Below are 20902 nucleotides of genomic sequence, written 5' to 3' on the forward strand. Positions count from 1 at the left end.
TACGCCTCCACCCTCTGCGGCGCCTGCTACGACGTCTGCCCCGTCGCCATCAACATCCCCGAAGTCCTCGTCCACCTCCGCGAACGCGTCGCCCAAGGCGCCACCACCACCCACAACGGCCAACGCGTCACCATCAAACCCGCCAAAGGCCACGCCGCCGAACGCGCCACCATGCGCGCCGCCCGCTGGACACTCGACCACCCGGGCGTCATGCGCCAGGGCCAGCGCCTCGCCACCCGCACCCGCCGTCTCCACCCCCAACGACTCCCCGGACCCGCCAAAGCCTGGACCGCCACCCGCGACCTCCCCACCCTCCCCCCACAGACCTTCCGCGACTGGTGGCAGAAAAACCAACCAGCCAACCACCCCCAGACCAAGGAGAACGGCCAGTGACCTCCCGCGACACCGTCCTCACCCGCATCCGCAACGCCCTGGGCACCACGTCGGACAACCCGGCACCGGCCACCACGTACACAGCACGCGACTACCTCACCGTGCACGCGGACCGCACCCCGGAGGAGACCGTCGATCTGCTCGCGGACAACCTCACCGACTACCGGGCGAAGGTGCACCGCACCGATCAGGCGGGGCTGGCACCCGCGGTGGCGCGGCTGCTGGCCGAGCGGGGTGCGCGGACGGCGGTCGTCCCGGCGGGGGTCCCGAGGGAGTGGCTGGCCGGGATCGGCGGGACACGGTTGCTGGACGACGTACCGCCGCTGACCGCGGCGCAGTTGGACGAGGTCGACAGTGTGATCACCGGCTGCGCCCTGGCCGTCGCCGAGACCGGCACCATCGTGCTGGACGCGGGCGCCGACCAGGGGCGGCGGATTCTCACGCTCGTCCCCGACCACCACATCTGCGTCGTGCGGGCACCGGATCAGGTGGTCGCGTCGGTCCCCCTGGCTCTGCCTCGCCTGGACGCCACCCGGCCCCAGACCTGGATCTCAGGCCCCTCCGCCACCAGCGACATCGAACTCGACCGCGTCGAAGGCGTCCACGGCCCCCGCACCCTGGACGTCATCCTCGTGGGTCCGCCGCCGAGCGGCTGACCTTCAGCGCCCACACCACCAGAGGAATCTGGACAGGGAGCCGGGCGTAGGCCGCGGCCTTCAGGGGTGCGGGGCGGTGCCGCCAGTCGTAGGCCATCTTGACGTTGGCGGGGAAGACGGCGGCGAAGAATCCGGCGGTGACCAGGGCGCCGGTGCGGCGGGTCGCGGGGAGGGCGACGGCGGCGGCCAGCGCGAGTTCGGCGACGCCGCTGGCGCGGGTCCAGGCGCGGGGGCTGCCCGGAAGGGACTCGGGCACGATCGCCTCGTACGGTCCGGGGGCGAGGAAGTGGGTGGCGCCGGCTCCGGCGAGCAGGCCGACGAGCAGTCGAGTGGAACGTGCGGGCACCGGGCACCTCCTGAGCGGGCGGGCGATTCCCGCCGCACTCTCACCTTACCCATGAGTAAGGTCGGGGCGGCGGCCTCTTCCGCGTTACGAGGCGGTGGTGGCGAGCTGCGAGTCGCGCCGTACGAGCGCGGCGTAGCGGCCGTCCTGGGCGAGCAGTTCGTCGTGCGTGCCGCGCTCCATGATCCGGCCCGCGTCGAGGACCACGATCTGGTCGGCGTCGCGCACGGTGGACAGCCGGTGGGCGATCGTGATGGTGGTGCGTCCCGCGGACAGCGAGTCGATCGCCTCCTGGACGTCGTGTTCGGTCCGGGTGTCGAGCGCGCTGGTGGCCTCGTCCAGGATGAGGACGGGCGGGTCGCGGAGGATGGTGCGGGCGATGGCCAGGCGCTGCTTCTCGCCGCCGGAGAAGCGGTAGCCGCGTTCGCCGACGAGGGTGTCGTAGCCGTCGGGCAGCCCGGAGATGTGGTCGTGGATCTGGGCGGCCTTCGCGGCGGCGCGGATCTCGTCGTCGGTGGCCTCGGGCTTGGCGAAGCGCAGGTTCTCGGCGACCGAGGCGTGGAAGAGGTACGTCTCCTGGGAGACGACGCCCACCGCGTCGGCGAGGGTGTCGAAGGTGAGGTCGCGTACGTCGGTGCCGTCGAGCGTCACCTTGCCGCCGGTCACGTCGTACAGCCGGGGCACCAGGTAGCTCAGGGTGCTCTTGCCGGAGCCGGTGGCGCCGACGACGGCGAGGCTGCTGCCCGCGGGGACGGTGATGTCGATGTCGCGCAGGGTCGGCGCGCCGGACTCGGGGTCGTAGGCGAAGTCCACGTGCTCGAAGCGGACGTCGCCGCGTACCCGGTCCAGGGTCCGGGCGTCGGGGCGCTCGGTGATGTCGACGGGCAGGTCGAGGTATTCGAAGATGCGCTGGAAGAGCGCGAGCGAGGTCTGGACGTCCACACCGGTGGACAGCAGCGACACGGACGGGCGGAAGAGGCCCTGCTGGAGCGAGACGAAGGCGACGAGGGTGCCGATGGAGACGGCGGGCGCGCCGTTGGACATGGTCAGACCGGCGGCCCAGTAGAGCAGTGCGGGCATCGCCGACATGACGATGCCGATGGTGGACATCCGCCAGCGGCCGGACATGCTGGAGCGCACTTCGAGGTCGACCAGGCGCTCGGACTCGGTCGAGAAGTCGCGGGTCAGGGAGTCGGAGCGGCCCATGGTGCGGCCGAGCAGGATGCCGCTGACGGACAGCGACTCGGTGACGATCGCGGACATCGAGGCCATCTGCCGCTGCCGGTTGGTGGCGATCCGCTTGCGTTCGCGGCCGACCCGGCGGGCGATCCAGACGAAGAGCGGGAGCAGCAGCAGCGAGACGACGGTCAGCCGCCAGTCGAGGGCGAGCATCGCGATGACGGAGGCGATGACCGCCGTGAGGTTGGAGACCAGGGAGGTCGCGGTCGAGGTGACGGTGGCCTGCATGCCGCCGATGTCGTTGGCGATCCTGGACTGCACCTCGCCGGTGCGGGTGCGGGTGAAGAAGGCCAGCGACATGCGCTGGAGGCGTTCGTAGACGGCGGTGCGCAGGTCGTGCATGACGCGCTGGCCGACGGTGGTGGAGATCAGGGTCTGGAGCACGCCGAATACGCCGGTGGCGACGGCGGTGGCGATCATGCCGAGGGCGAGCAGGCTCAGCAGGCCGGTGCGGCCCTGCGGTATCGCGGTGTCGAGGATCGCCCGCAGCAGGAACGGCGAGGCGACCGAGACGAGGGAGGAGAGGCCGACCAGGGCGCCGACGACGGCGAGGCGGCCGCGGTAGGGACGGAAGAGCCGCAGGATGCGGCGCATGTCGACGGGGGTGTCGGGCTTCTTCTTCGGTGGTGTCCACCGGGAGGCGAGTTCTCGTTCGTGATCGGGGCGCAAAGGACTCCTTGAGAGTTCAGGCAGATGCTGATATTGGGAGTATAGGTCATTGTTACCTATGCTCACAATGGACATGATCCTGATACGCTCGTCACATGGAATCCCGTACGACAGCCGTGCCGCCGGGCCCGGTGACCGCCGGCCTCGCCACGACCGCGCCGGACGAGATCACCGGGCGGCTCGCCGACCAGCTCATCCGGCTGAGCCGCCGCCTGCACAAGTCCCAGCGCCACCTCATGGAGCCGCTGGGGATCACCCCGGCCCAGGCGCGGCTGCTGCGCACCCTCGCGCACTGCGACGAGCCGCCGCGGATGGCCGATCTCGCCCAGCGCCTGGAGGTCGTGCCGCGGGCCGTGACGACCCTGGTGGACGCGCTGGAGGGGCTGGAGCTGGTACGGCGGGTGCCCGATCCGAGCAACCGCCGGGTGATCAGGATCGAGCTGACCGAGGCGGGCGGCGCCGCGCTGCTGGAGCTGCGCGGGGCCCGCCGTACGGCCGCCGCCGAACTGCTGGCCCCGCTCGACGACGGCCAGCGCGCGGCACTCACCGCGCTGCTGGCCGTACTCGACGAGGAGGCGCCGCACGGCGGCGGCCACCGGCCGTCGCGCTGAGCGGCGCCCGCGGGCTCACTCGGCCAGGTCCGCCGGGGCGGTCTGGCCGCCGATCTGCGGCCCGACCTCGGCGGTGCAGGCGCTGCACCGGCGGGCGGCGGTCGGTATCGCGGTCAGGCACTCGGGGCACTCGCGGACCGGGGCCGCCGCCGCCTTGGGGAAGAACTTCTCCTGCATGCGGTTCATCGGCAGGACGACCAGGAAGTAGATCACCGCGGCGACGATCACGAAGCTGATCACCGCGTCGATGAAGGCGCCGTAGGGGAAGGTCACGCTGGAGACCGTGAACTTCTGAGTGGCGAAGTTGCCCGTGGCGCCGGAGGCCAGGCCGATGAGCGGCGTCAGGAACGCCTTGACGAAGGCGGTCACCAGAGCGGTGAAGGCCGCGCCGATGACGATGCCGACCGCGAGGTCGACGACGTTGCCGCGGAGCAGGAACGTCCGGAAGCCTCTCATGGGTGGGGGGTCCCCTCTGTAGTCAGGAATTGGAACACCACAGTGTGCCGGTCCTCACCACAGAGGGGTAATCGGTCGATGAGCAGATCAATTACGCCAGGTGTCGTTGAGTGTGACCGCCCCGCTCGACGGGACCGTCGCCGTCCGGTTGGCGCCGGATTCCCACGTCACGTTGCCGCTTCCGTCCTTCCGTATGTACTTGTACTGGAACGAGGTGCCCGCGGGCATCGCCACGTTGAGCTTCCAGACCGGGTAGCTCGCCGAGGACAGCAGCAGGGCGCTGCCGGTGTTCCAGTTGCCGAGGGTGGAGTTGTCGCCGACGACGTAGATGTTCTGGCCGAAGACCGTGGTGGCGTTCACCGCGAAGGACGCGGCGGACGACGGGTTGGTGCTGCCCCCGGTGCTGCCGCTCGTGGTGCCGCCGTTCGTGGTGCCGCCGTTGGTCGTGCCGCCGTTGGTCGTGCCCCCGTTCGTCGTGCCGCTGCCGCAGGGCGCGCCGACGTACAGCGCGACCGCGTCGTTGGAGCCGATGGTGGCGGTGAACTTGCCGTCGGAGCCGACGGTGTAGCTGGTGCCGCTGTGCTGGACGTCGCAGTAGGAGCCGGCGGGCAGTGAGGTGGTGAAGGTCTGGGTGAGCGAGCCGCCCTCGTGGTTGATCGCCACATAGCCCTTGCTGCCGCGGCCGAACGCGATGGCGTTGTTGCCGTTGGACCACCAGTTGGTGACGGCGGTGCCGGAGACCGCGTTGCGGAAGCCGACCATGTTGGCGATCTGCGGCCAGGCGTGCTGGCACTTCCAGCCGTCGCTGTAGCAGGCGTTGACGGTGCCGCCGTTGGGCGCGCCGGCGTCGTTGTTGGAGAACTCGTAGCCGGAGTAGACGTTGGGCGAGCCGTACGGCCAGGCCAGCAGGTAGACGTTGGCGAGGGTGTACGTGGCGCCGTTCTTGTAGCTGAGGGTCGAGCCGTTGCGCTCGGTGTCCCAGTTGTCCACGAAGGTGCGGGCCTTGTCGCTCGACAGGTAGCCCGCGCCCCACGACGCGCCCCAGTTGCTGAGGGAGGCCAGCTTGTCACCGGTGAAGATGCGCTTGAGGTCGAAGGCGCCCTGGAAGGCGTCCACGTCACCGGTGTTGACGTACTCGCCCGGCTGTACGGCCTCGCCCGCGCCGTAGATGGCCTCCTGGGCCCAGTAGATGCCCGGATTGCTGAGCTTGGCCTTGATGGCGGCCAGGTCGGTCTCGGCCATGTGCTTGGCGGCGTCCACCCGGAAGCCGTCGACGCCCAGCGCGATCAGGTGGTTGAGGTAGGCGGCGATGGTGCCGCGCACGTAGTCGCTGCCGGTGTCGAGGTCGGCGAGGCCGACCAGCTCGCAGTTCTGGACGTTGTTGCGGTCGCCGTAGTTGTTGATGTCACTGCGGCAGGTGTGGAAGTCCTGGTTCTGGTAGTAGCCCGGGTAGTTGTACTTGCTGTACGTCGTCCCGCCCGTGCCGGTGCCCGAGCCCGACGTCATGTGGTTGATCACCGCGTCGGCGACGACCTTGACGCCCGCGCTGTGGCAGGTGCTGACCATGTTCTGGAACGAGCTCTCGTTGCCGAGCCGTCCGGCGATCTTGTAGCTGACCGGCTGGTACGAGGTCCACCACTGGTCGCCCTGGATCTGCTCGGAGGCCGGGGAGACCTCGACGAAGCCGTAGCCCGCGGGGCCGAGGGTGTCCGTGCAGGCCTTCGCCACGGAGTCGAACTTCCACTGGAAGAGCGTCGCGGTGACGTCCTTGCTGCCGGGCGGCGTGGCGTCCGCCTGTTGCGAGGAGAGGGCGAACAGACCGGCGGCGGCGACGATCGCGGCCAGCGCGCCGTTCAGGACGCGGGATCTCATGGGCGGCTCCTTCGGTGAACGGGCAGAGTTCTGCCCTCGAAGGCAGCCACGCGCCTGGCCGCCGGGTGGGGGGTGCGGGCCCCGTTGTCCTCGGGGCCCTCGGGTTCCGCCCAGGAGCTTCCCGCCGTGTGTGCGTACACGTCAAGATGTCGGCGGAAGAACTTTCGCTGTTTTGCTGCAAGTTGTTGCCGAAACACTCCCCACGGACCTCGGCTCGTTCCCGTCGCTCACCGGAAAACCTGTTGACCCGGTACGGGCCGCAAGACGAGCCTTGCTCCTCTCCGACCGGATTCCGGCGGGATGTCCGCACGGGCGGAGTCGTCAGGTACGCGGCTGCCCGCCGACATCTCGCGCGAACCTCCGGCGGCCGTATCCGCAACCCGCGGCCGTAGCCTCGTCCGCCGACACTCGCTCACACCCGCACCGAACTCAGGACACCATGCCGTCCCTCCGTAAGCTCCCCCTGTCCGATCCGGGCGTCCCCGACGCCCGGACGGGATTCCGCTTCCTGCTCTGGCTGTCGTTCCGCGAGGGGAAGGGCCTGGCAGCCGCCACCGCGTGGGGCATCCTGCACATGGCGGCCGTCGCGTCGTTCCCCGCGGCCGTCGGAATGGCCGTGCAGTCGGTCGTGGACCGCTCGGGGTCACGGCTGGCCTTGTCGGGCGGGCTGATGCTGCTGCTCGGCGTGCTCACCGCGCTCGGCGACACGATGCTGCACCGTACGGCCGTCACGAACTGGATCAGCGTCGCGGCGCGGGTCCAGCAGTTGCTCGCCGGTAAGACGGTCGAGCTGGGCTCGGTGCTCACCCGCCGGGTCGCTGCGGGCGAGGTCGTCGCGGTCAGCACCGGAGACGTGGAGAAGATCGGGTGGTTCGTCGAGGCGCTGGCGCGCTTCACCTCCGCCCTGGTCGCCACGGTCGGCGTGGCCGTCGCGCTGGTCGTCTACGAGCCCGCGCTCGGCGTGATCGTGGCCGCGTCCGTACCGGTGCTGGCGCTGGCCGTACTGCCGCTGCTTCCCGCCGCCACCAAGCGGGCCGACCTCCAGCGGGAGAAGGCGGGCAAGGCCACGGAACTGGCCTCCGATACCGTCGCCGGACTGCGGGTGCTGCGCGGCATCGGCGGCGAGGAGCTGTTCCTCGACCGCTACCGTCGCGCGTCCCAGCAGGTCAGGACGGCCGCCGTGCACAGCGCCCGGATGTGGGCGGCGATCAGTGCCGTCCAGGTGGTGCTGCCGGGGCTGCTGCTGGTGGCCGTCGCCTGGGACGGCGCCCGGCTGGCGATGGACGGCCGGATCTCGGTCGGCGCGCTGGTGACCGTCTACGGCTCGGTGGCCTTCCTGATGTTCCCGCTGCGGAATTTCGAGGAGATCGCCATGGCCTGGTCCTTCTCGCGGCCCTCGGCGAAGCGGGCCGCGCGCGTACTGGCGCTGACCCGGGAGACCGCCGGGGGCGCGGCCGTCTTCTCCGAGGGGAGCGTCGCTCCCGAGGAGGCGGGCGCTCTGGTCGGGGAGATGTACGACCCGGAGTCGGGGCTGCGCGCTCCGGCCGGGCTGCTGACCGCCGTGGTGTGCGGCGACCCGGACGCGGCGGGCGTACTGGCCGACCGGCTCGGCGGGCACAGCCCGGTCCGCGCCGAGGGCGAGGCGTCGGCGCTGCTGGGCGGGCGGGCACTGGACGCGCTGCCGCTCGCGGCGGCCCGCGCGGCCGTGCTCGTCCAGGACAAGGACCCGGTGCTGCTGTCGGGAACGCTGACCGAACTGCTGGGTGTGCCGTCCTCCGGCCGGGTCACGGCGGAGCAGGCGCTCACCGCCGCGCAGTGCGCGGACGTGCTGGACGCGCTCGCGCAGTCCGCCGCCGACCCCGCGGGGGTGGCGGGCGACCCGATGTCGGCGCGGATCACCGAGCGCGGCCGGTCGCTGTCCGGCGGCCAACGGCAGCGCCTGGCACTGGCCAGGTCGCTGATCGCCGACCCCGAGGTGCTGGTGCTCGACGAGCCGACCTCGGCGGTCGACGCGCACACCGAGGCCAGGATCGCGCGCGGCCTCAAGGAACTGCGCGCGGGTCGCACGACGGTGGTGCTCACGTCGAGCCCGCTCGTGCTGGACCGCGCCGACCTGGTGGTCTTCGTGGACGAGGGCACGGCGACGTCGGTCGGCGACCACCACGAACTGCTGCGCACCGACCCGCGCTACCGGGCGGTGGTGACCCGCGAGAGCGAGCCGTCCGACGACCGCGATCCCGGCCACAGCCCCGTCACCGCTGCCGTCGCGGGCTCCGGGGCCGTGCCCCACACATCGATGGAGGAATCCGCATGATCGGCCTGCGACCGCCGGAGTACGACCCGGCCGCGCCGCAGCAGAGCGCCACGCTGCCGGTGGGCTCCCCCGCGACCGTGCGCGGCTACGTGCGCGAACTGGCGAAGCGGCATCGCGGTGCCTTCGCCCTGCTGGTGACCGTCAACACCGTGTCGGTGCTTGCCTCGATGGTGGGGCCCTACCTGCTCGGCGGTCTGGTCGAGGACCTGTCGAAGGGCGACCGGGACATCCATCTCGGGCGGGCCGTCAGCCTGTTCCTGGCCGCCCTCGTGGTGCAGGCGTACTTCGTGCGGCTGGTACGGCTGCGCGGCGCGATCCTCGGCGAGGAGATGCTGGCCGATCTGCGCGAGGACTTCCTCGTACGGTCGGTGTCGCTGCCGCCGGGTGTGCTGGAGCGGGCGGGCACGGGCGATCTGCTGTCGCGGATCACGACGGACATCGACCGGCTGTCGAACGCGATGCGCGAGGCGGTGCCCGAGCTGGCCATCGCCGTGGTCTGGGCCGGGCTGCTGCTCGGCGCGCTGACCGTGACCTCGCCGCCGCTCGCCCTGTCGGTGCTGGTCGCGCTGCCGCTGCTGCTGGTCGGCTGCCGCTGGTACTTCCGGCGCGCCCCGGGGGCCTACCGCTCGGAGGCGGCGGGGTACGCGGCGGTGGCGGCGGCGCTGGCGGAGTCCGTGGACGCCGGCCGCACCATCGAGGCCCACGGTCTCGGCGACCGGCGCGAGAAGCTGTCGCGGCAGCGCATCGGGCAGTGGGTGGCGTGGGAGCGCTACACGATGTGGCTGCGCAGCGTGCTGTTCCCGGTGATCAACATGACGCACGCGCTGATCGTGGTCGCGGTGCTGATGATCGGCGGCAGCTTCGCCCTCAACGGCTGGATGACGGTCGGCGAGCTGACCACGGGCGCGCTGTACGCGCAGATGCTCGTCGACCCGGTGAACATGATCCTGCGCTGGTACGACGAGTTGCAGGTCGCCCAGGTGTCGCTGGCCCGGCTGGTCGGGGTGCGCGAGGTGGCCGAGGACGAGCCGGACCACACGGTCTCGCCCGACGGCCGCGAGATGGCCGCCGACCAGGTGCGGTTCGGCTACCGGGCGGGCAGCGACGTGCTGCACGGCGTGAGCCTGACGGTGCCGCCGGGTACCCGGGTGGCGCTGGTGGGCCCGTCAGGCGCGGGCAAGTCCACGCTCGGGCGGCTGCTGGCGGGGATCTACGCGCCGCGTACGGGCGAGGTCACGCTGGGCGGGGCCCAGCTGGCCCGGATGCCCGCCGAGCGGGTGCGCGAGCATGTGGCGCTGGTCAATCAGGAGCACCACGTCTTCGTCGGCACGCTCCGCGACAATCTGCGGCTGGCGCGGACCGGTGCCACCGACGACGAGCTGTGGACGGCGCTGCGCGCGGTGGACGCCGAGGACTGGGGCCGCAATCTGGCGGACGGTCTCGACACCGAGGTGGGCTCGGGCGGCGCGGTGCTCACCCCGGCGCAGGCGCAGCAGCTCGCGCTGGCCCGGCTGGTGCTGGCCGACCCGCACACCCTGGTGCTGGACGAGGCGACCTCGCTGCTCGACCCGCGCGCCGCCCGCCATCTGGAACGCTCGCTGTCCCGGGTACTGGACGGCCGTACCGTGATCGCCATCGCGCACCGGCTGCACACCGCGCACGACGCGGATGTGATCGCGGTGGTCGAGGACGGCCGGATCAGCGAGCTGGGCAGCCACCACCAGTTGGTGGACGCCGACGGTGCCTACGCGGCGCTGTGGCGGTCCTGGCACAGCTGACCGCGGTGATGTGGCGCGGGGCCCGGCGGCACTGCCGCCGGGCCCCGCTCGCGTGCGAGGGGTCCCGCGTCAGCCGAAGACGCCCAGCGCGCCGAGCGCGCAGCCGCCGCCCGCCAGGAAGAAGACCGGGGTGAGCACCTTCAGCTCCACCCAGCTCCCGGCCCGGAAGCGCATGAACTTCGGCGGTCCCATCGGGTACCAGCGGCGGCGGCCGATCGGGATCGGCCACAGGATCGGGCAGCCGGAGACGGTCAGCGCGTCACCGACGCAGTGCACGAGCGAGCCGAGCACGATGGGCAGCCCGATCCACAGGTAGTGCTGGCCGGGGTCGGTGAACAGCCAGTCCTTGCCGTTGCCCGGATTGTCGAGCACGTCGGCGAGCACCCAGGCGCTGGTGGCGCCGAGCAGCCACACCAGCACATCGCTGGACATCCGGGCCTGCCGCCACAGCAGTCCCTCGACGGCGAGCACCATGTGTATGAACAAGATGACTAGCACCACCCAGCGCCCGCCGTAGACCGCGCCGGCCGAGAAGCCGCCGCCGACCAGGACCGCCCAGAGCCAGGTATGGGTGAGAGTGCGGTGGCCGCCCGCCCGTCGCGGGTCGCCCTGCATCCGGGTCGCCTTGTAGACGGCGTGCGCCAGGTGCTCGATGATCTTGCACAGCACGCGGGAGATCGGGCCGAACGCGCGCGAGATCGTCGCCGCCTGATGGTCCAGGTCGGGGGCGAGCGCGGCACCAGCACAGATCAGCGCACCGACGACGAGCGTCGGCCAGGGCATGGCATGATCCACACCCGCCGCGACCGCTCCGACGGCCAGCCAGGCCGCCGCTCCCGAGAGTGAGTGCGCAGGTCCCATCATGGTGGTGCTCAGCCCCCTACAAGGCCGCCCGCAGGCGGAGTTGACGCATCGTTGACGGCACACCATATCGTTGATGATCACCGCGGCCCGCTCCGGTTCCGCCGCGCGCCGCCGGTACAGGCAAGATGGTGGGGTGACCCTTATCGATCAGATGCCTCCCGCCCCGGACCCCGATGCCCTCTTCGAAGCGTTTTCGACGTGGGCCGAGGGTCAGGGGATCACTCTCTATCCGGCGCAGGAGGAGGCGCTCATCGAGGTGGTCTCTGGTGCGAACGTGATCCTTTCCACCCCCACCGGATCGGGAAAGAGCCTGGTGGCGGCCGGTGCGCACTTCGCCGCGCTGGCCCGGGACGAGGTCACCTTCTACACCGCGCCGATCAAGGCGCTGGTGTCGGAGAAGTTCTTCGACCTGTGCAAGCTGTTCGGCACCGAGAACGTCGGGATGCTGACCGGCGACGCCTCGGTCAACCCGGACGCGCCGGTGATCTGCTGCACCGCCGAGGTCCTCGCCTCCATCGCGCTGCGCGACGGCAAGAGCGCCGACGTCGGCCAGGTCGTGATGGACGAGTTCCACTTCTACGCGGAGCCGGACCGGGGCTGGGCCTGGCAGATCCCGATCCTCGAACTTCCCCAGGCGCAGTTCCTGCTCATGTCGGCGACGCTGGGTGACGTCTCCCGCTTCGAGGAGGACCTGACCCGCCGCACCGGCCGCCCCACGGCGGTCGTGCGCTCGGCGACCCGGCCGGTACCGCTGTCGTACGAGTATGTGACGACGCCTTTGACGGAGACGCTGACCGAACTGCTGGAGACCCGGCAGTCCCCGGTCTACATCGTGCACTTCACGCAGGCGGCGGCCGTCGAGCGGGCCCAGGCGCTGATGAGCATCAACATGTGCACCAAGGCCGAGAAGGACGCCATCTCCGATCTGATCGGGCACTTCCGCTTCACCACCACCTTCGGCCGCAACCTCGCGCGCTTCGCCAAGCACGGCATCGGCGTCCACCACGCGGGGATGCTGCCCAAGTACCGGCGGCTGGTGGAGAAGCTCGCCCAGGCGGGTCTGCTGAAGGTCATCTGCGGCACCGACACCCTCGGGGTCGGCGTCAACGTGCCGATTCGCACCGTGCTGTTCACCGCGCTCACCAAGTACGACGGCACGCGGGTGCGGACGCTGCGGGCGCGGGAGTTCCACCAGATCGCGGGGCGCGCCGGGCGGGCTGGTTTCGACACCGCCGGGTTCGTGGTGGCGCAGGCTCCCGAGCACGTCATCGAGAACAAGAAGGCGCTCGCCAAGGCCGGGGACGACCCGAAGAAGATCCGCAAGGTGGTCCGCAAGAAGCCGCCCGAGGGCTTCGTCAACTGGTCGGATCTCACCTTCGAGAAGCTGATCGCCGCCGAGCCGGAGCCGCTGACCTCCCGCTTCCGCGTCACCCACACCATGCTGCTGTCGGTGATCGCCCGGCCCGGCAACGCCTTCGACGCGATGCGGCACCTGCTGGAGGACAACCACGAGGACCGCCGCCACCAGTTGCGGCACATCCGCCGGGCCATCGCCATCTACCGCTCGCTGGTCGACGGTGGTGTGGTCGAACGCCTCCCCGAGCCGGACGCCGAGGGCCGCATCATCCGGCTGACCGTCGAACTCCAGCAGGACTTCGCCCTCAACCAGCCGCTGTCCACCTTCGCCCTGGCCTCCTTCGAACTGCTCGACAAGGACTCCCCCTCCTACGCCCTGGACATGGTCTCGGTGGTGGAGTCCACCCTCGACGACCCGCGGCAGATCCTGGCGGCCCAGCAGAACAAGGCCCGTGGCGAGGCCGTCGCCGAGATGAAGATGGACGGTGTCGAGTACGAGGAGCGGATGGAGCGTCTTCAGGACGTTTCCTATCCCAAGCCCCTCGAAGAGCTGCTGTCGCACGCTTACGGCATCTACCGCCAGAGCCACCCGTGGGTGGGCGACCACCCGCTGTCGCCCAAGTCCATCGTCCGTGACATGTACGAACGCGCCATGACCTTCGGCGAGTTCACCTCCTACTACGAGCTGGCCCGCACCGAGGGCATCGTGCTGCGCTACCTGGCCGGCGCGTACAAGGCGCTGGAGCACACGGTGCCCGACGACCTGAAGTCGGAGGACTTCCAGGATCTGACGGCGTGGCTGGGCGAGTTGGTGCGCCAGGTCGACTCCAGCCTGCTGGACGAGTGGGAGCAGCTCGCCAATCCGGAGGTGGAGACGGCCGAGCAGGCGGCGGAGCGGGCCGACCAGGTCAAGCCGGTCACCGCCAACTCCCGCGCCTTCCGGGTGCTGGTGCGCAACGCGATGTTCCGCCGGGTCGAGCTGGCGGCGCTGGAGAAGTACCACCAGCTCGGCGAGTTGGACGCCGAGGCCGGGTGGGACGCCGACACCTGGGCGGAGGCGATGGACGCGTACTGGGACGAGTACGACGACCTCGGCACCGGTCCCGACGCGCGCGGCCCGAAGCTGTTGCAGATCGAGGAGCAGCCGGAGCACGGCTTGTGGCGGGTCCGGCAGACCTTCGCCGACCCCAACGGTGACCACGGCTGGGGGATCTCCGCCGAGGTCGACCTCGCGGCCTCCGACGAAGAGGGCCGCGCGGTGATCCGGCTGACCGACGTCGGCGAGCTGTGATCCGGTGCACGACGAAGGGGACGCGATGACGAACCCGGCCGAGAGGCTGGTGGATCTGCTCGACCTGGAGCGGATCGAGCAGGACATCTTCCGCGGGCAGAGTCCGCAGGAGCGGTTGCAGCGGGTTTTCGGCGGCCAGGTCGCCGGGCAGGCGCTGGTCGCCGCGGGCCGCACCACCGACGGCGGGCGGCCGGTGCACTCGCTGCACGCGTACTTCCTGCGGCCGGGCCGGCCCGGCGTGCCCATCGTGTACCAGGTCGAACGGGTCCGTGACGGCCGTTCCTTCACCACCCGGCGGGTGGTGGCGATCCAACAGGGCCGGACGATCTTCAACCTGACCGCCTCCTTCCATCAGCCGGAACCGGGATTCGAGCACCAACTGCCGATGCCCGAGGTGCCCGAGCCCGACGACCTGCCGGGACTCGGCGAAGAGCTGCGTGCGCATCTGGACGTGCTCCCCGAGGCGCTGGAGCGGATGACCCGCCGCCAGCCCTTCGAGATCCGCTATGTGGAGCGGCTGCGCTGGACGCCCGAGGAGATCGAGGGCGCCGAGCCGCGCAGCGCGGTGTGGATGCGCGCGGTCGGGCAGCTCGGCGACGACCCGCTCGTGCACACCTGCGCTCTCACCTACGCCAGCGACATGATGCTGCTGGACGCCGTACGTGTGCCGATCGAACCGCTGTGGGGACCGCGGGGGTTCGACATGGCGTCCCTCGACCACGCCATGTGGTTCCACCGGCCGTTCCGCGCCGACGAGTGGTTCCTGTACCAGCAGGAGTCACCTGTCGCGACGGGTGCCCGCGGTCTGGCGCGGGGGCAGATCTTCGACCGGCGGGGACGTCTGCTGGTCTCGGTGATGCAGGAAGGGCTGTTCCGCAAGATCGGCGGCTGACCCGCGTCCGCGCAGCAGTCCCAGCAGCCCGCGTCGCGGGCGCCTGCCCTCCCCCACCGGCCTGCCCGGCGGCCGGGCGGCGCCCCGCTTCCGGTGCGGCGCCGCGTGCCGGGCCCGCTCGGGCGCGGGCCTTCCTCCCGTGTGCGGCCCGCCTGGCTCACTCGGCTCCGGCTCCGGCTCCGACTCCGACTCCAGCTCCGACTCCGGCTCTGCCTCTGCCTCTGGCTCCGGCTCCGGAAGTCGTTCAGGCTGCCGCGGCACCCGCTCCACAGGCGGGAGCGCGAGCGGCGGACGGTCGGCTGGGGCGAACGCCGGGCGCGGTGCGGGCTGTTCGGTCCGGGCGCGGCCCAGCGCGTCGGCGAGGGCGACCAGGGCCAGCGCGATCTCGTCCGGATGGTCGGCGGTCGTGAGGCTTCTCGTCAGCTCGGGTGAGGCGAGCGGTCCCGGGCGGCCCGGTGGCAGCGCCGCACGGATTCCGCGCAGCCGCGCCCGGTCGAAGGGGTCGGGCACGGCGTCGTCGGTCACCTCGGGACCGAGCAGCGCGGCCCAGACGGCGGCCTCGTCCCAGGCGTCATGGCAGTCCCGTACGAGCTGAGCGACCCGGCGGGACCGCCAGCCGAGGGCCCGCTGATCCTGCCCGGCGTCCAGCGCGTCACGCAGTCCCGCGGGCAGCCGCCCCTTCAGCATCGTGGGACTCGCGGCGGCGAACTCCCTCAGCTCATGGCCGAGATACACCCACACCAGCGCCCGGTACCGGTTGACGTACCAGCGCACCGGGCGGATCAGCCCGAGCCTCGCCAGCCGTACGAGGCGGTCCCGGCTGATCCCGATCATCGCCGCGCCCTCGGTGCTGGTCACCAGTCGGAGCCGGTCGAGCAGCGCCTGCGGATGGCCTTCCGCGTCCCGCAGCCGGGTCACCTCGTCCACGGGCACCCGCCGCTGGCCGCTGCCGCGCGAGACCGTGCGGATCTCGCCGAGTTGGAGCGCCAGCTCGAAGAGCGTGAAGTCCAGGCCCAGCTCCTCCCGCGCCCGGTTCAGCGTCAGCGTCTCCGGCGCCGCCCGCCCGCCTCCCGGCCCGCCGCCGGGCGTCCACGTCACCTGCCGCGTCTCGACGGTCGCCGTACCCGCGCTCGTCGGCGCCGTCGTCCCGGCCCTCGCTCCGGCCCTTGTCCCGGCCGCTCCGGCCCTCGCCCCGGAAGCCGCCGAGGCACCCGTCCCCGGCATCGAGGCGGGCACCGTCCCCGTCGTCGCCTTCGCGTTCTTATTCGGCGTTGTCGTCGCTGTCGTCGTTGTCGTCGTTGTCGTCGTTGTCGTCGTGGTCTTGGCCGTCTTCGTCGTCTTCACTGTCGTCACTCCCCCGCAAACTTCGATCACTGACAGTGACGAATCTATCGCGTACGGACGACAGCCCGTTCGAAGCCTGTGGATAACTTCGGGACGCCCCGGCTCAGGAAGGTGCCGCGCCCGGTTGCCGGGGAGCCACCCCGAGGTGTTCGCCGACGCGGTGGACGAGCAGCGTCATCTCGTAGGCGACCTGGCCGACATCGGCCTCCATGCCGCTGAGCACGGACAGGCAACTGCCGTCGCCCGCCGCGGTGACGAAGAGGAAGCCGTCGTCGAATTCGACCATCGTCTGGCGCACGCCGCCGACGGCGAACTGCCGCCCCGCGCCCTTGGCCAGACTGTGGAAGCCCGAGGACACGGCGGCCAGGTGTTCCGCGGTCGGCCGGTCGAGATCGCCGCTGGCGCCCGTGACCAACCCGTCGTTGGAGAGCACGAGCGCGTGCTTCACGTGCGGCACCCGCTTCGTCAGGTCGTCGAGCAGCCATGCGAGCGGTTTGCCCACCGTCATTGCCTACCTCCCGTCTCCGCTGCGGTACGAGCCTGTCCTGCCGGGCCCGCTTCGGCAACCCCCTCTCGGGACGGGCGGCGCCCGACCGGAGCCGTGAAAGGAGGCAACCGGCGGAAATCAGCCGCCGCGTGGCGCGTACATGATGACACCCACTCCGACCAGGCAGATGACCGCTCCGACGATGTCGAATCGGTCGGGACGGTAGCCGTCGAGAGCCATCGCCCACAGGAGAGATCCGGCCACGAAGACCCCGCCGTAGGCCGCCAGGATCCGGCCGAAGTCGGCGTTGGGCTGGAGTGTGGCGACGAAGCCGTAGAGGCCGAGCGCGACGATTCCGGCCCCCGCCCAGCCGACGCCGCGGTGTTCGCGCACCGCCTGCCAGATCAACCAGGCACCGCCGATCTCCAGGACGGCGGCGAGCAAGAAGAGCCCGATGGAGCGGAACGTGATCATGCGACCATAATGCATGGCCAGTTTCGAGAGCGGGCGCCGCCAGGTCAGGGAGTTCTTCGCCGCGAAGGCCGTGGGGTGGGAGAAGCGGTTCCCCGACGACACTCCCGTCTACGCGGCGGCGGTCGGCGAGTTGGGGCTGCGGCCGGGCGGCCGGGCACTGGACGCGGGCTGCGGTACGGCGCGGGCGCTGCCGCTGCTGAGGGCCGTCGTCGGTGCGGCGGGCACGGTGGTCGGTGTCGATCTGACCCCGGAGATGCTGCGGGAGGCCGTCGCCCTCGGCCGGGACCGGGACGGAGCGCTGATCGAGGCGGCCGGCGAGGAGCTTCCGTTGCGGGACGCGGCTTTCGACGCCGTCTTCGCCGCCGGACTCGTGCACCATCTGCCGGACCCGGCGGCCGGACTGCGCGAATTGGCCCGGGTGACCAGGTCCGGCGGCCGGTTGGCGCTCTTCCATCCGATCGGCCGCGCCGCCCTCGCCGCCCGCCGCGGGCACGAACTGCGCGCCGACGACGTACGAGCCCAGCCGCAACTGCGTCCTCTGCTGGCCGCGACCGGCTGGGAGCTGGCATCGCTGGACGACTCCGCGGAGCGGTACCTGGCGGTGGCCGTCCGACACGCCTGACCCTGCTCGGGGCTGCGGCGCGCACATCGGCGCCGCGCACATCGGCGGCGCGCACATCGGCGGCGTCCGGGACCGCGGCCAGCGCGTCGGCGTGCTCCGCCAGCGAGTAGCCGAAGTCCGCGGGGCGGTCGCTGACGCCGAAGCCGGGCAGGTCGACGAAGAGCGTACGGCGGGTCACGAGCGCGGGATGCGCGGATATGTGCGCGGTGTACGCGCCCGACGCCGCTCCCAGCCTGGGCACGTGGACGCGGGCCGGTCCGTCGCCCGCCGCCTCCGTCCACCGCACGTACGCACCCTGCGGTCCGAATTCCGCTCTTCGCACCGCTGGCTCACCATCGCCCGCGCCACCAGCCGCACCGAACTGGCCTGGCTGCGAACGACGTTGACCGCGCACGACGCGAAGAGCTGACCGCTCGGCCGGGAACGGGCCGACTCCGGGCGATCACCAGGTGCGGACCGTCGGGAAACCGGCCGTCCGGCGCCGTATCGCCCGAGCGGATTTCCGGCCATCGCGACCTCTCGACGCGGAGGTTACTCGCTGGTTAAGGTGCGCGGACGAGAGACGGCGGGCGAGGCGAGAGGGAACGACGGATGACCGCGGCCGAGAACCCGGAGGACGACGACGCGCTGTTCGTGCTGACGGCCGCGATGCTGACGCCGGGGCAGTTCCCGGGCGTCCTGGGGGACGACTATCCGGCCGCTTGCGCCGAGTTGGGGCTCGAACCCCTGGCCGACGGCTACGGCCTGGTCTTCGGGCAGGACGGCGGCGGGGCGCGCTGGACCGTGGCGACGACGGACACCGCCACGGTGGCGTGCGCGCTGGCGGCCTGGGACTGCGGACTCGAGTACGACCTGGCGCCCGACGAGAACAGCCTGGCCGCCTCGCTGCCGGGCTGGCCGCTGCCGGTCGCCGTCGCCGTACCCGGCATCCCCGCCCCGCACGACCCGCCGGACGAGGAGGGCGGGCGTGTCCCGCTCTCGCCGCCCGACACCTCCGTCTGGGGTCCGCCGCAACGGCGCCTCGGGGCCGACGAGATCGCGGTCCGCTGGTTCGAGTGGCGCGACCAACTCGACGTACCGGCGGACGCGGCTCAGGAGGCGGCCGAGGACGCGGCGGCGGACGCCAGCACGGCTACGGATACGGACGCAGGCACGGTCACCGACGCAGGAACAGCCGTCGGCACCGGGACGGAAGCCGAACCCCACAGCCCGGCCGGCCCCCCGGCCGCCGCGCCCGCCATCTCGCACACCGGCATCCGCCGCGTCCTGGAAAGCGCGGAGGAGTACGTACGCAATCCGCCGCCACCCGGCCGCGTACGGGCCGCATATGGTGCGGTGCGGGCGGACGGACCCGGCTGGAGTCTGGTGGGCAGGACCGACGACATCGCCTTCGTGCTGTTGGACGACGCGCCCGGCGAGGTGCTGCCGGTCGGCCGCGGCGCCGCCCTGCCGCCGTTGCTGGAAGCTCTCAGCAAGCTGGCCGCGGCCCCGTCCTGACCGCGAAGCCGCACGAAGAGCCGCGAACACCCATCAGGACACGCGGGAACCCGCAAGGACGCGCAAGCTCTGCAAAGCCCCGCAAGGCACCCCAGGGGCCCGGAAGCGCAAACCGCCGCATATTGCTGCCGAAAACCGCCGTCAGCCCGCTCTGACGTCCGCCACCACCGCGTCCGCCGCCTTGCGCGCGGCGACCAGCACCGGGTCCCACACGGGTGAGAACGGCGGCGCGTAGCCGAGGTCGAGCGCGACCATGTCCTCGACCGTCATCCGCGCGGTGAGCGCGACGGCCCCGACGTCGACCCGCTTGGCGGCGCCTTCGCGGCCGACGATCTGGAGGCCGAGCAGCCGCCCTGTGCCGCGTTCCGCGAGCATCTTGACGGTCATCGGGTCGGCGTCCGGATAGTAGCCGGCCCTGCTGGTGGACTCGATGACGGCGGTCACGTAGCGGAGTCCGGCGCGGCGCGCTTGGGACTCCTTGAGGCCGGTGCGGGCGATCTCGACGTCGCAGACCTTGCTGACGGCGGTGCCGACGACCCCGGGAAAGGTGGCGTAGCCGCCGCCGATGTTGGTGCCGATGATGCGGCCGTGCTTGTTGGCGTGGGTGCCGAGGGCGATGTGCTGGAGGTCGCCGGAGACGAGGTTGAGGACTTCCACGCAGTCGCCGCCCGCCCAGACCCGCTCCTGGCCGCGTACCCGCATGGCCAGGTCGGTCAGCAGGCCGCCGTGCGCGCCCAGCGGCAGGCCCGCGTCGCGGGCGAGCGCGGTGCCGGGGCGTACGCCGATGCCCAGGATCACGATGTCGGCGGGGTATTCGGCGTCGTCGGTGGCGACCGCGCGGGCCCGGCCGTCGGCGCCGGTGAGCACCGCGCGGACGGCCGCGCCGGAGACGACGCGGACGCCGAGTCCCTCCATCGCGTCGCGCACCAGGCGTCCCATGTCGGGGTCGAGGGTGCTCATCGGCTGCTCGGCGCGGTCGACGAGGGTCACGTCGAGGCCGTGCTTCAGCAGGGCCTCGGCCATCTCGACGCCGATGTAGCCGCCGCCGACCACCACAGCGCGGCGTACGCCGACCCCGTCGAGGCTGGCCAGGACGCGCTCGCCGTCGTCCAGGGTCTGCACGCCGTGCACGCCGGGCGCGTCGATGCCGGGGACGGGCGGCCGTACGGGTTCCGCGCCGGTGGCGACGACGAGGTGGTCGTAGCCGGTCCACTCCTCGCGGCCGTCGGCGTCCCGCGCCCGCACCCGGCCGGCGGCGAGGTCGATGTCGACCACCTCGGTGCCCATCCGCAGGTCGATGTCGCGCTCGCGGTGCTCCTCGGCGGTACGCGCGACCAGCGCGTCGGGGCCCGCGGTGTCGCCGCCGATCCAGTACGGGATGCCGCAGGCGGAGTACGAGGTGTGCCGTCCGCGCTCGAACGCGACGATCTCCAGGTCGTCCGCCGCTCTGCGGCGGCGGGCCTGGGACGCGGCCGACATCCCGGCGGCGTCACCGCCGATGACCACCAGACGCTCCGTCATCTTCCGTGGGTCCCCTTCCGCTTACGGTCCGCCGGAGTCCGAGGCCGGGGTCCGGGTCCGGTCCGTACGGTTCTACGACCGGTCGGCCGGGTACGTCACCCGCCCGTCTCGGGAACCCTACGCGGCGGCGCGGCGGGACCCGGGAACGCAACCCCGTCAGACCTCTTTACGTCCATGACATGTCCCAGTAATCTCACGACCGTTCTCGCAGCAACTTGTTGCA

19 protein-coding genes are annotated in these 20902 nt (G+C 71.7%); 10 read left to right on the top strand and 9 right to left on the bottom strand.

Annotated features, from left to right (window positions below; all coding sequences use genetic code 11):
* Both ACFZAM_RS13545 and ACFZAM_RS13550 read left to right on the top strand, forming a co-directional pair.
* Nucleotides 1-393, top strand: a 393-nt coding sequence (locus ACFZAM_RS13545) for a lactate utilisation protein LutB domain-containing protein (RefSeq protein ID WP_391045672.1), incomplete at its 5' end; no start/stop codon positions are given.
* Complete coding sequence (locus ACFZAM_RS13550) at nucleotides 390-1049, top strand: LUD domain-containing protein (protein ID WP_391045675.1); 660 nt, start codon at nucleotides 390-392, stop codon at nucleotides 1047-1049. The genes ACFZAM_RS13545 and ACFZAM_RS13550, both read left to right, overlap by 4 nt.
* Here ACFZAM_RS13550 and ACFZAM_RS13555 read toward each other — a convergent pair.
* Both ACFZAM_RS13555 and ACFZAM_RS13560 read right to left on the bottom strand, forming a co-directional pair.
* A complete protein-coding gene (locus ACFZAM_RS13555) occupies nucleotides 1018-1395 on the bottom strand; it encodes a hypothetical protein (RefSeq protein WP_355346613.1) in 378 nt (125 codons plus the stop codon). The two genes, ACFZAM_RS13550 and ACFZAM_RS13555, sit on opposite strands and share 32 nt — an antisense overlap.
* A gap of 84 nt (nucleotides 1396-1479) precedes the next feature.
* Nucleotides 1480-3300, bottom strand: coding sequence for an ABC transporter transmembrane domain-containing protein (locus ACFZAM_RS13560; protein WP_391045677.1), 1821 nt, complete (start codon nucleotides 3298-3300; stop codon nucleotides 1480-1482).
* A gap of 95 nt (nucleotides 3301-3395) precedes the next feature.
* On the opposite strand from ACFZAM_RS13560, the gene ACFZAM_RS13565 reads away from it, so the two are divergent.
* Entirely contained in the window at nucleotides 3396-3911 is a 516-nt protein-coding gene (locus ACFZAM_RS13565) for a MarR family transcriptional regulator (RefSeq protein ID WP_355346616.1), read from the top strand.
* Between the two features lie 15 nt (nucleotides 3912-3926).
* Here ACFZAM_RS13565 and mscL read toward each other — a convergent pair whose 3' ends face one another.
* Together mscL and ACFZAM_RS13575 are read right to left on the bottom strand one after the other, a co-directional pair.
* Nucleotides 3927-4367 (bottom strand): large conductance mechanosensitive channel protein MscL, encoded by a 441-nt coding sequence (mscL, locus tag ACFZAM_RS13570; protein WP_391045681.1) that lies wholly within the window; start codon nucleotides 4365-4367, stop codon nucleotides 3927-3929.
* An 87-nt stretch (nucleotides 4368-4454) separates the two neighbouring features.
* On the bottom strand, nucleotides 4455-6239 hold the full coding sequence (locus ACFZAM_RS13575) for a carbohydrate-binding module family 20 domain-containing protein (RefSeq protein WP_391045684.1): 1785 nt from the start codon (nucleotides 6237-6239) through the stop codon (nucleotides 4455-4457).
* A gap of 439 nt (nucleotides 6240-6678) precedes the next feature.
* Here ACFZAM_RS13575 and ACFZAM_RS13580 point away from each other — a divergent pair, with 439 nt between their 5' ends.
* Together ACFZAM_RS13580 and ACFZAM_RS13585 are read left to right on the top strand one after the other, a co-directional pair.
* Nucleotides 6679-8553, top strand: coding sequence for an ABC transporter transmembrane domain-containing protein (locus ACFZAM_RS13580; protein WP_391045687.1), 1875 nt, complete (start codon nucleotides 6679-6681; stop codon nucleotides 8551-8553).
* The gene (locus ACFZAM_RS13585; protein WP_391045689.1) at nucleotides 8550-10331 is read left to right on the top strand and encodes an ABC transporter transmembrane domain-containing protein; all 1782 of its coding nucleotides are present in this window, start codon (nucleotides 8550-8552) and stop codon (nucleotides 10329-10331) included. The genes ACFZAM_RS13580 and ACFZAM_RS13585 overlap by 4 nt, the downstream gene beginning before the upstream one ends.
* 69 nt (nucleotides 10332-10400) lie before the next feature.
* On the opposite strand, the gene ACFZAM_RS13590 is transcribed toward ACFZAM_RS13585, so the two are convergent.
* Complete coding sequence (locus tag ACFZAM_RS13590; protein ID WP_355346630.1) at nucleotides 10401-11195, bottom strand: metal-dependent hydrolase; 795 nt, start codon at nucleotides 11193-11195, stop codon at nucleotides 10401-10403.
* Between the two features lie 133 nt (nucleotides 11196-11328).
* Here ACFZAM_RS13590 and ACFZAM_RS13595 point away from each other — a divergent pair, with 133 nt between their 5' ends.
* Both ACFZAM_RS13595 and ACFZAM_RS13600 read left to right on the top strand, forming a co-directional pair.
* Nucleotides 11329-13842, top strand: a complete 2514-nt coding sequence (locus ACFZAM_RS13595; protein WP_391045692.1) for a DUF3516 domain-containing protein — start codon at nucleotides 11329-11331, stop codon at nucleotides 13840-13842.
* Between the two features lie 25 nt (nucleotides 13843-13867).
* On the top strand, nucleotides 13868-14734 hold the full coding sequence (locus ACFZAM_RS13600; protein ID WP_355346636.1) for an acyl-CoA thioesterase II: 867 nt from the start codon (nucleotides 13868-13870) through the stop codon (nucleotides 14732-14734).
* Here the strand turns inward: ACFZAM_RS13600 and ACFZAM_RS13605 are convergent.
* From ACFZAM_RS13605 to ACFZAM_RS13615, 3 genes are all read right to left on the bottom strand, one after another.
* The gene (locus ACFZAM_RS13605; protein ID WP_391045695.1) at nucleotides 14621-16078 is read right to left on the bottom strand and encodes a DUF6397 family protein; all 1458 of its coding nucleotides are present in this window, start codon (nucleotides 16076-16078) and stop codon (nucleotides 14621-14623) included. The two genes, ACFZAM_RS13600 and ACFZAM_RS13605, sit on opposite strands and share 114 nt — an antisense overlap.
* Nucleotides 16079-16181: 103 nt before the next feature.
* The gene (locus tag ACFZAM_RS13610; RefSeq protein ID WP_188284368.1) at nucleotides 16182-16586 is read right to left on the bottom strand and encodes a roadblock/LC7 domain-containing protein; all 405 of its coding nucleotides are present in this window, start codon (nucleotides 16584-16586) and stop codon (nucleotides 16182-16184) included.
* Nucleotides 16587-16703: 117 nt separating this feature from the next.
* Complete coding sequence (locus tag ACFZAM_RS13615; protein ID WP_355346642.1) at nucleotides 16704-17039, bottom strand: YnfA family protein; 336 nt, start codon at nucleotides 17037-17039, stop codon at nucleotides 16704-16706.
* Between the two features lie 13 nt (nucleotides 17040-17052).
* Between ACFZAM_RS13615 and ACFZAM_RS13620 the strand changes: the two genes are divergently transcribed.
* The 3 genes from ACFZAM_RS13620 to ACFZAM_RS13630 all read left to right on the top strand — a co-directional run bounded on the left by ACFZAM_RS13620 (nucleotide 17053) and on the right by ACFZAM_RS13630 (nucleotide 19158).
* The gene (locus ACFZAM_RS13620; protein ID WP_391045698.1) at nucleotides 17053-17661 is read left to right on the top strand and encodes a methyltransferase domain-containing protein; all 609 of its coding nucleotides are present in this window, start codon (nucleotides 17053-17055) and stop codon (nucleotides 17659-17661) included.
* A 241-nt stretch (nucleotides 17662-17902) separates the two neighbouring features.
* Complete coding sequence (locus ACFZAM_RS13625; protein ID WP_391045700.1) at nucleotides 17903-18070, top strand: hypothetical protein; 168 nt, start codon at nucleotides 17903-17905, stop codon at nucleotides 18068-18070.
* 182 nt (nucleotides 18071-18252) lie between these two features.
* The gene (locus ACFZAM_RS13630) at nucleotides 18253-19158 is read left to right on the top strand and encodes a hypothetical protein (RefSeq protein WP_391045702.1); all 906 of its coding nucleotides are present in this window, start codon (nucleotides 18253-18255) and stop codon (nucleotides 19156-19158) included.
* A 141-nt stretch (nucleotides 19159-19299) separates the two neighbouring features.
* Here the strand turns inward: ACFZAM_RS13630 and ACFZAM_RS13635 are convergent, their stop codons facing one another.
* Nucleotides 19300-20679: an FAD-dependent oxidoreductase gene (locus ACFZAM_RS13635; protein WP_391045704.1), complete on the bottom strand. Its 1380-nt coding sequence runs from the start codon at nucleotides 20677-20679 to the stop codon at nucleotides 19300-19302.
* Between the last annotated feature and the right edge of the window lie 223 nt (nucleotides 20680-20902).

Origin of the sequence: Streptomyces sp. NPDC008079, assembly GCF_042957385.1 — a bacterium.
GTDB lineage: Bacteria > Actinomycetota > Actinomycetes > Streptomycetales > Streptomycetaceae > Actinacidiphila.

Bases quoted from the DNA above. Each gene is read 5' to 3' on its own strand.
- ACFZAM_RS13565 (WP_355346616.1), top strand. From the start codon at position 3,396: ATGGAATCCCGTACGACAGCCGTGCCGCCGGGCCCGGTGACCGCCGGC.
- mscL (WP_391045681.1), bottom strand. From the start codon at position 4,367: ATGAGAGGCTTCCGGACGTTCCTGCTCCGCGGCAACGTCGTCGACCTC.
- ACFZAM_RS13575 (WP_391045684.1), bottom strand. From the start codon at position 6,239: ATGAGATCCCGCGTCCTGAACGGCGCGCTGGCCGCGATCGTCGCCGCC.
- ACFZAM_RS13580 (WP_391045687.1), top strand. From the start codon at position 6,679: ATGCCGTCCCTCCGTAAGCTCCCCCTGTCCGATCCGGGCGTCCCCGAC.
- ACFZAM_RS13585 (WP_391045689.1), top strand. From the start codon at position 8,550: ATGATCGGCCTGCGACCGCCGGAGTACGACCCGGCCGCGCCGCAGCAG.
- ACFZAM_RS13590 (WP_355346630.1), bottom strand. From the start codon at position 11,195: ATGATGGGACCTGCGCACTCACTCTCGGGAGCGGCGGCCTGGCTGGCC.
- ACFZAM_RS13600 (WP_355346636.1), top strand. From the start codon at position 13,868: ATGACGAACCCGGCCGAGAGGCTGGTGGATCTGCTCGACCTGGAGCGG.
- ACFZAM_RS13610 (WP_188284368.1), bottom strand. From the start codon at position 16,586: ATGACGGTGGGCAAACCGCTCGCATGGCTGCTCGACGACCTGACGAAG.
- ACFZAM_RS13615 (WP_355346642.1), bottom strand. From the start codon at position 17,039: ATGATCACGTTCCGCTCCATCGGGCTCTTCTTGCTCGCCGCCGTCCTG.
- ACFZAM_RS13620 (WP_391045698.1), top strand. From the start codon at position 17,053: ATGGCCAGTTTCGAGAGCGGGCGCCGCCAGGTCAGGGAGTTCTTCGCC.
- ACFZAM_RS13630 (WP_391045702.1), top strand. From the start codon at position 18,253: ATGACCGCGGCCGAGAACCCGGAGGACGACGACGCGCTGTTCGTGCTG.
- ACFZAM_RS13635 (WP_391045704.1), bottom strand. From the start codon at position 20,679: ATGACGGAGCGTCTGGTGGTCATCGGCGGTGACGCCGCCGGGATGTCG.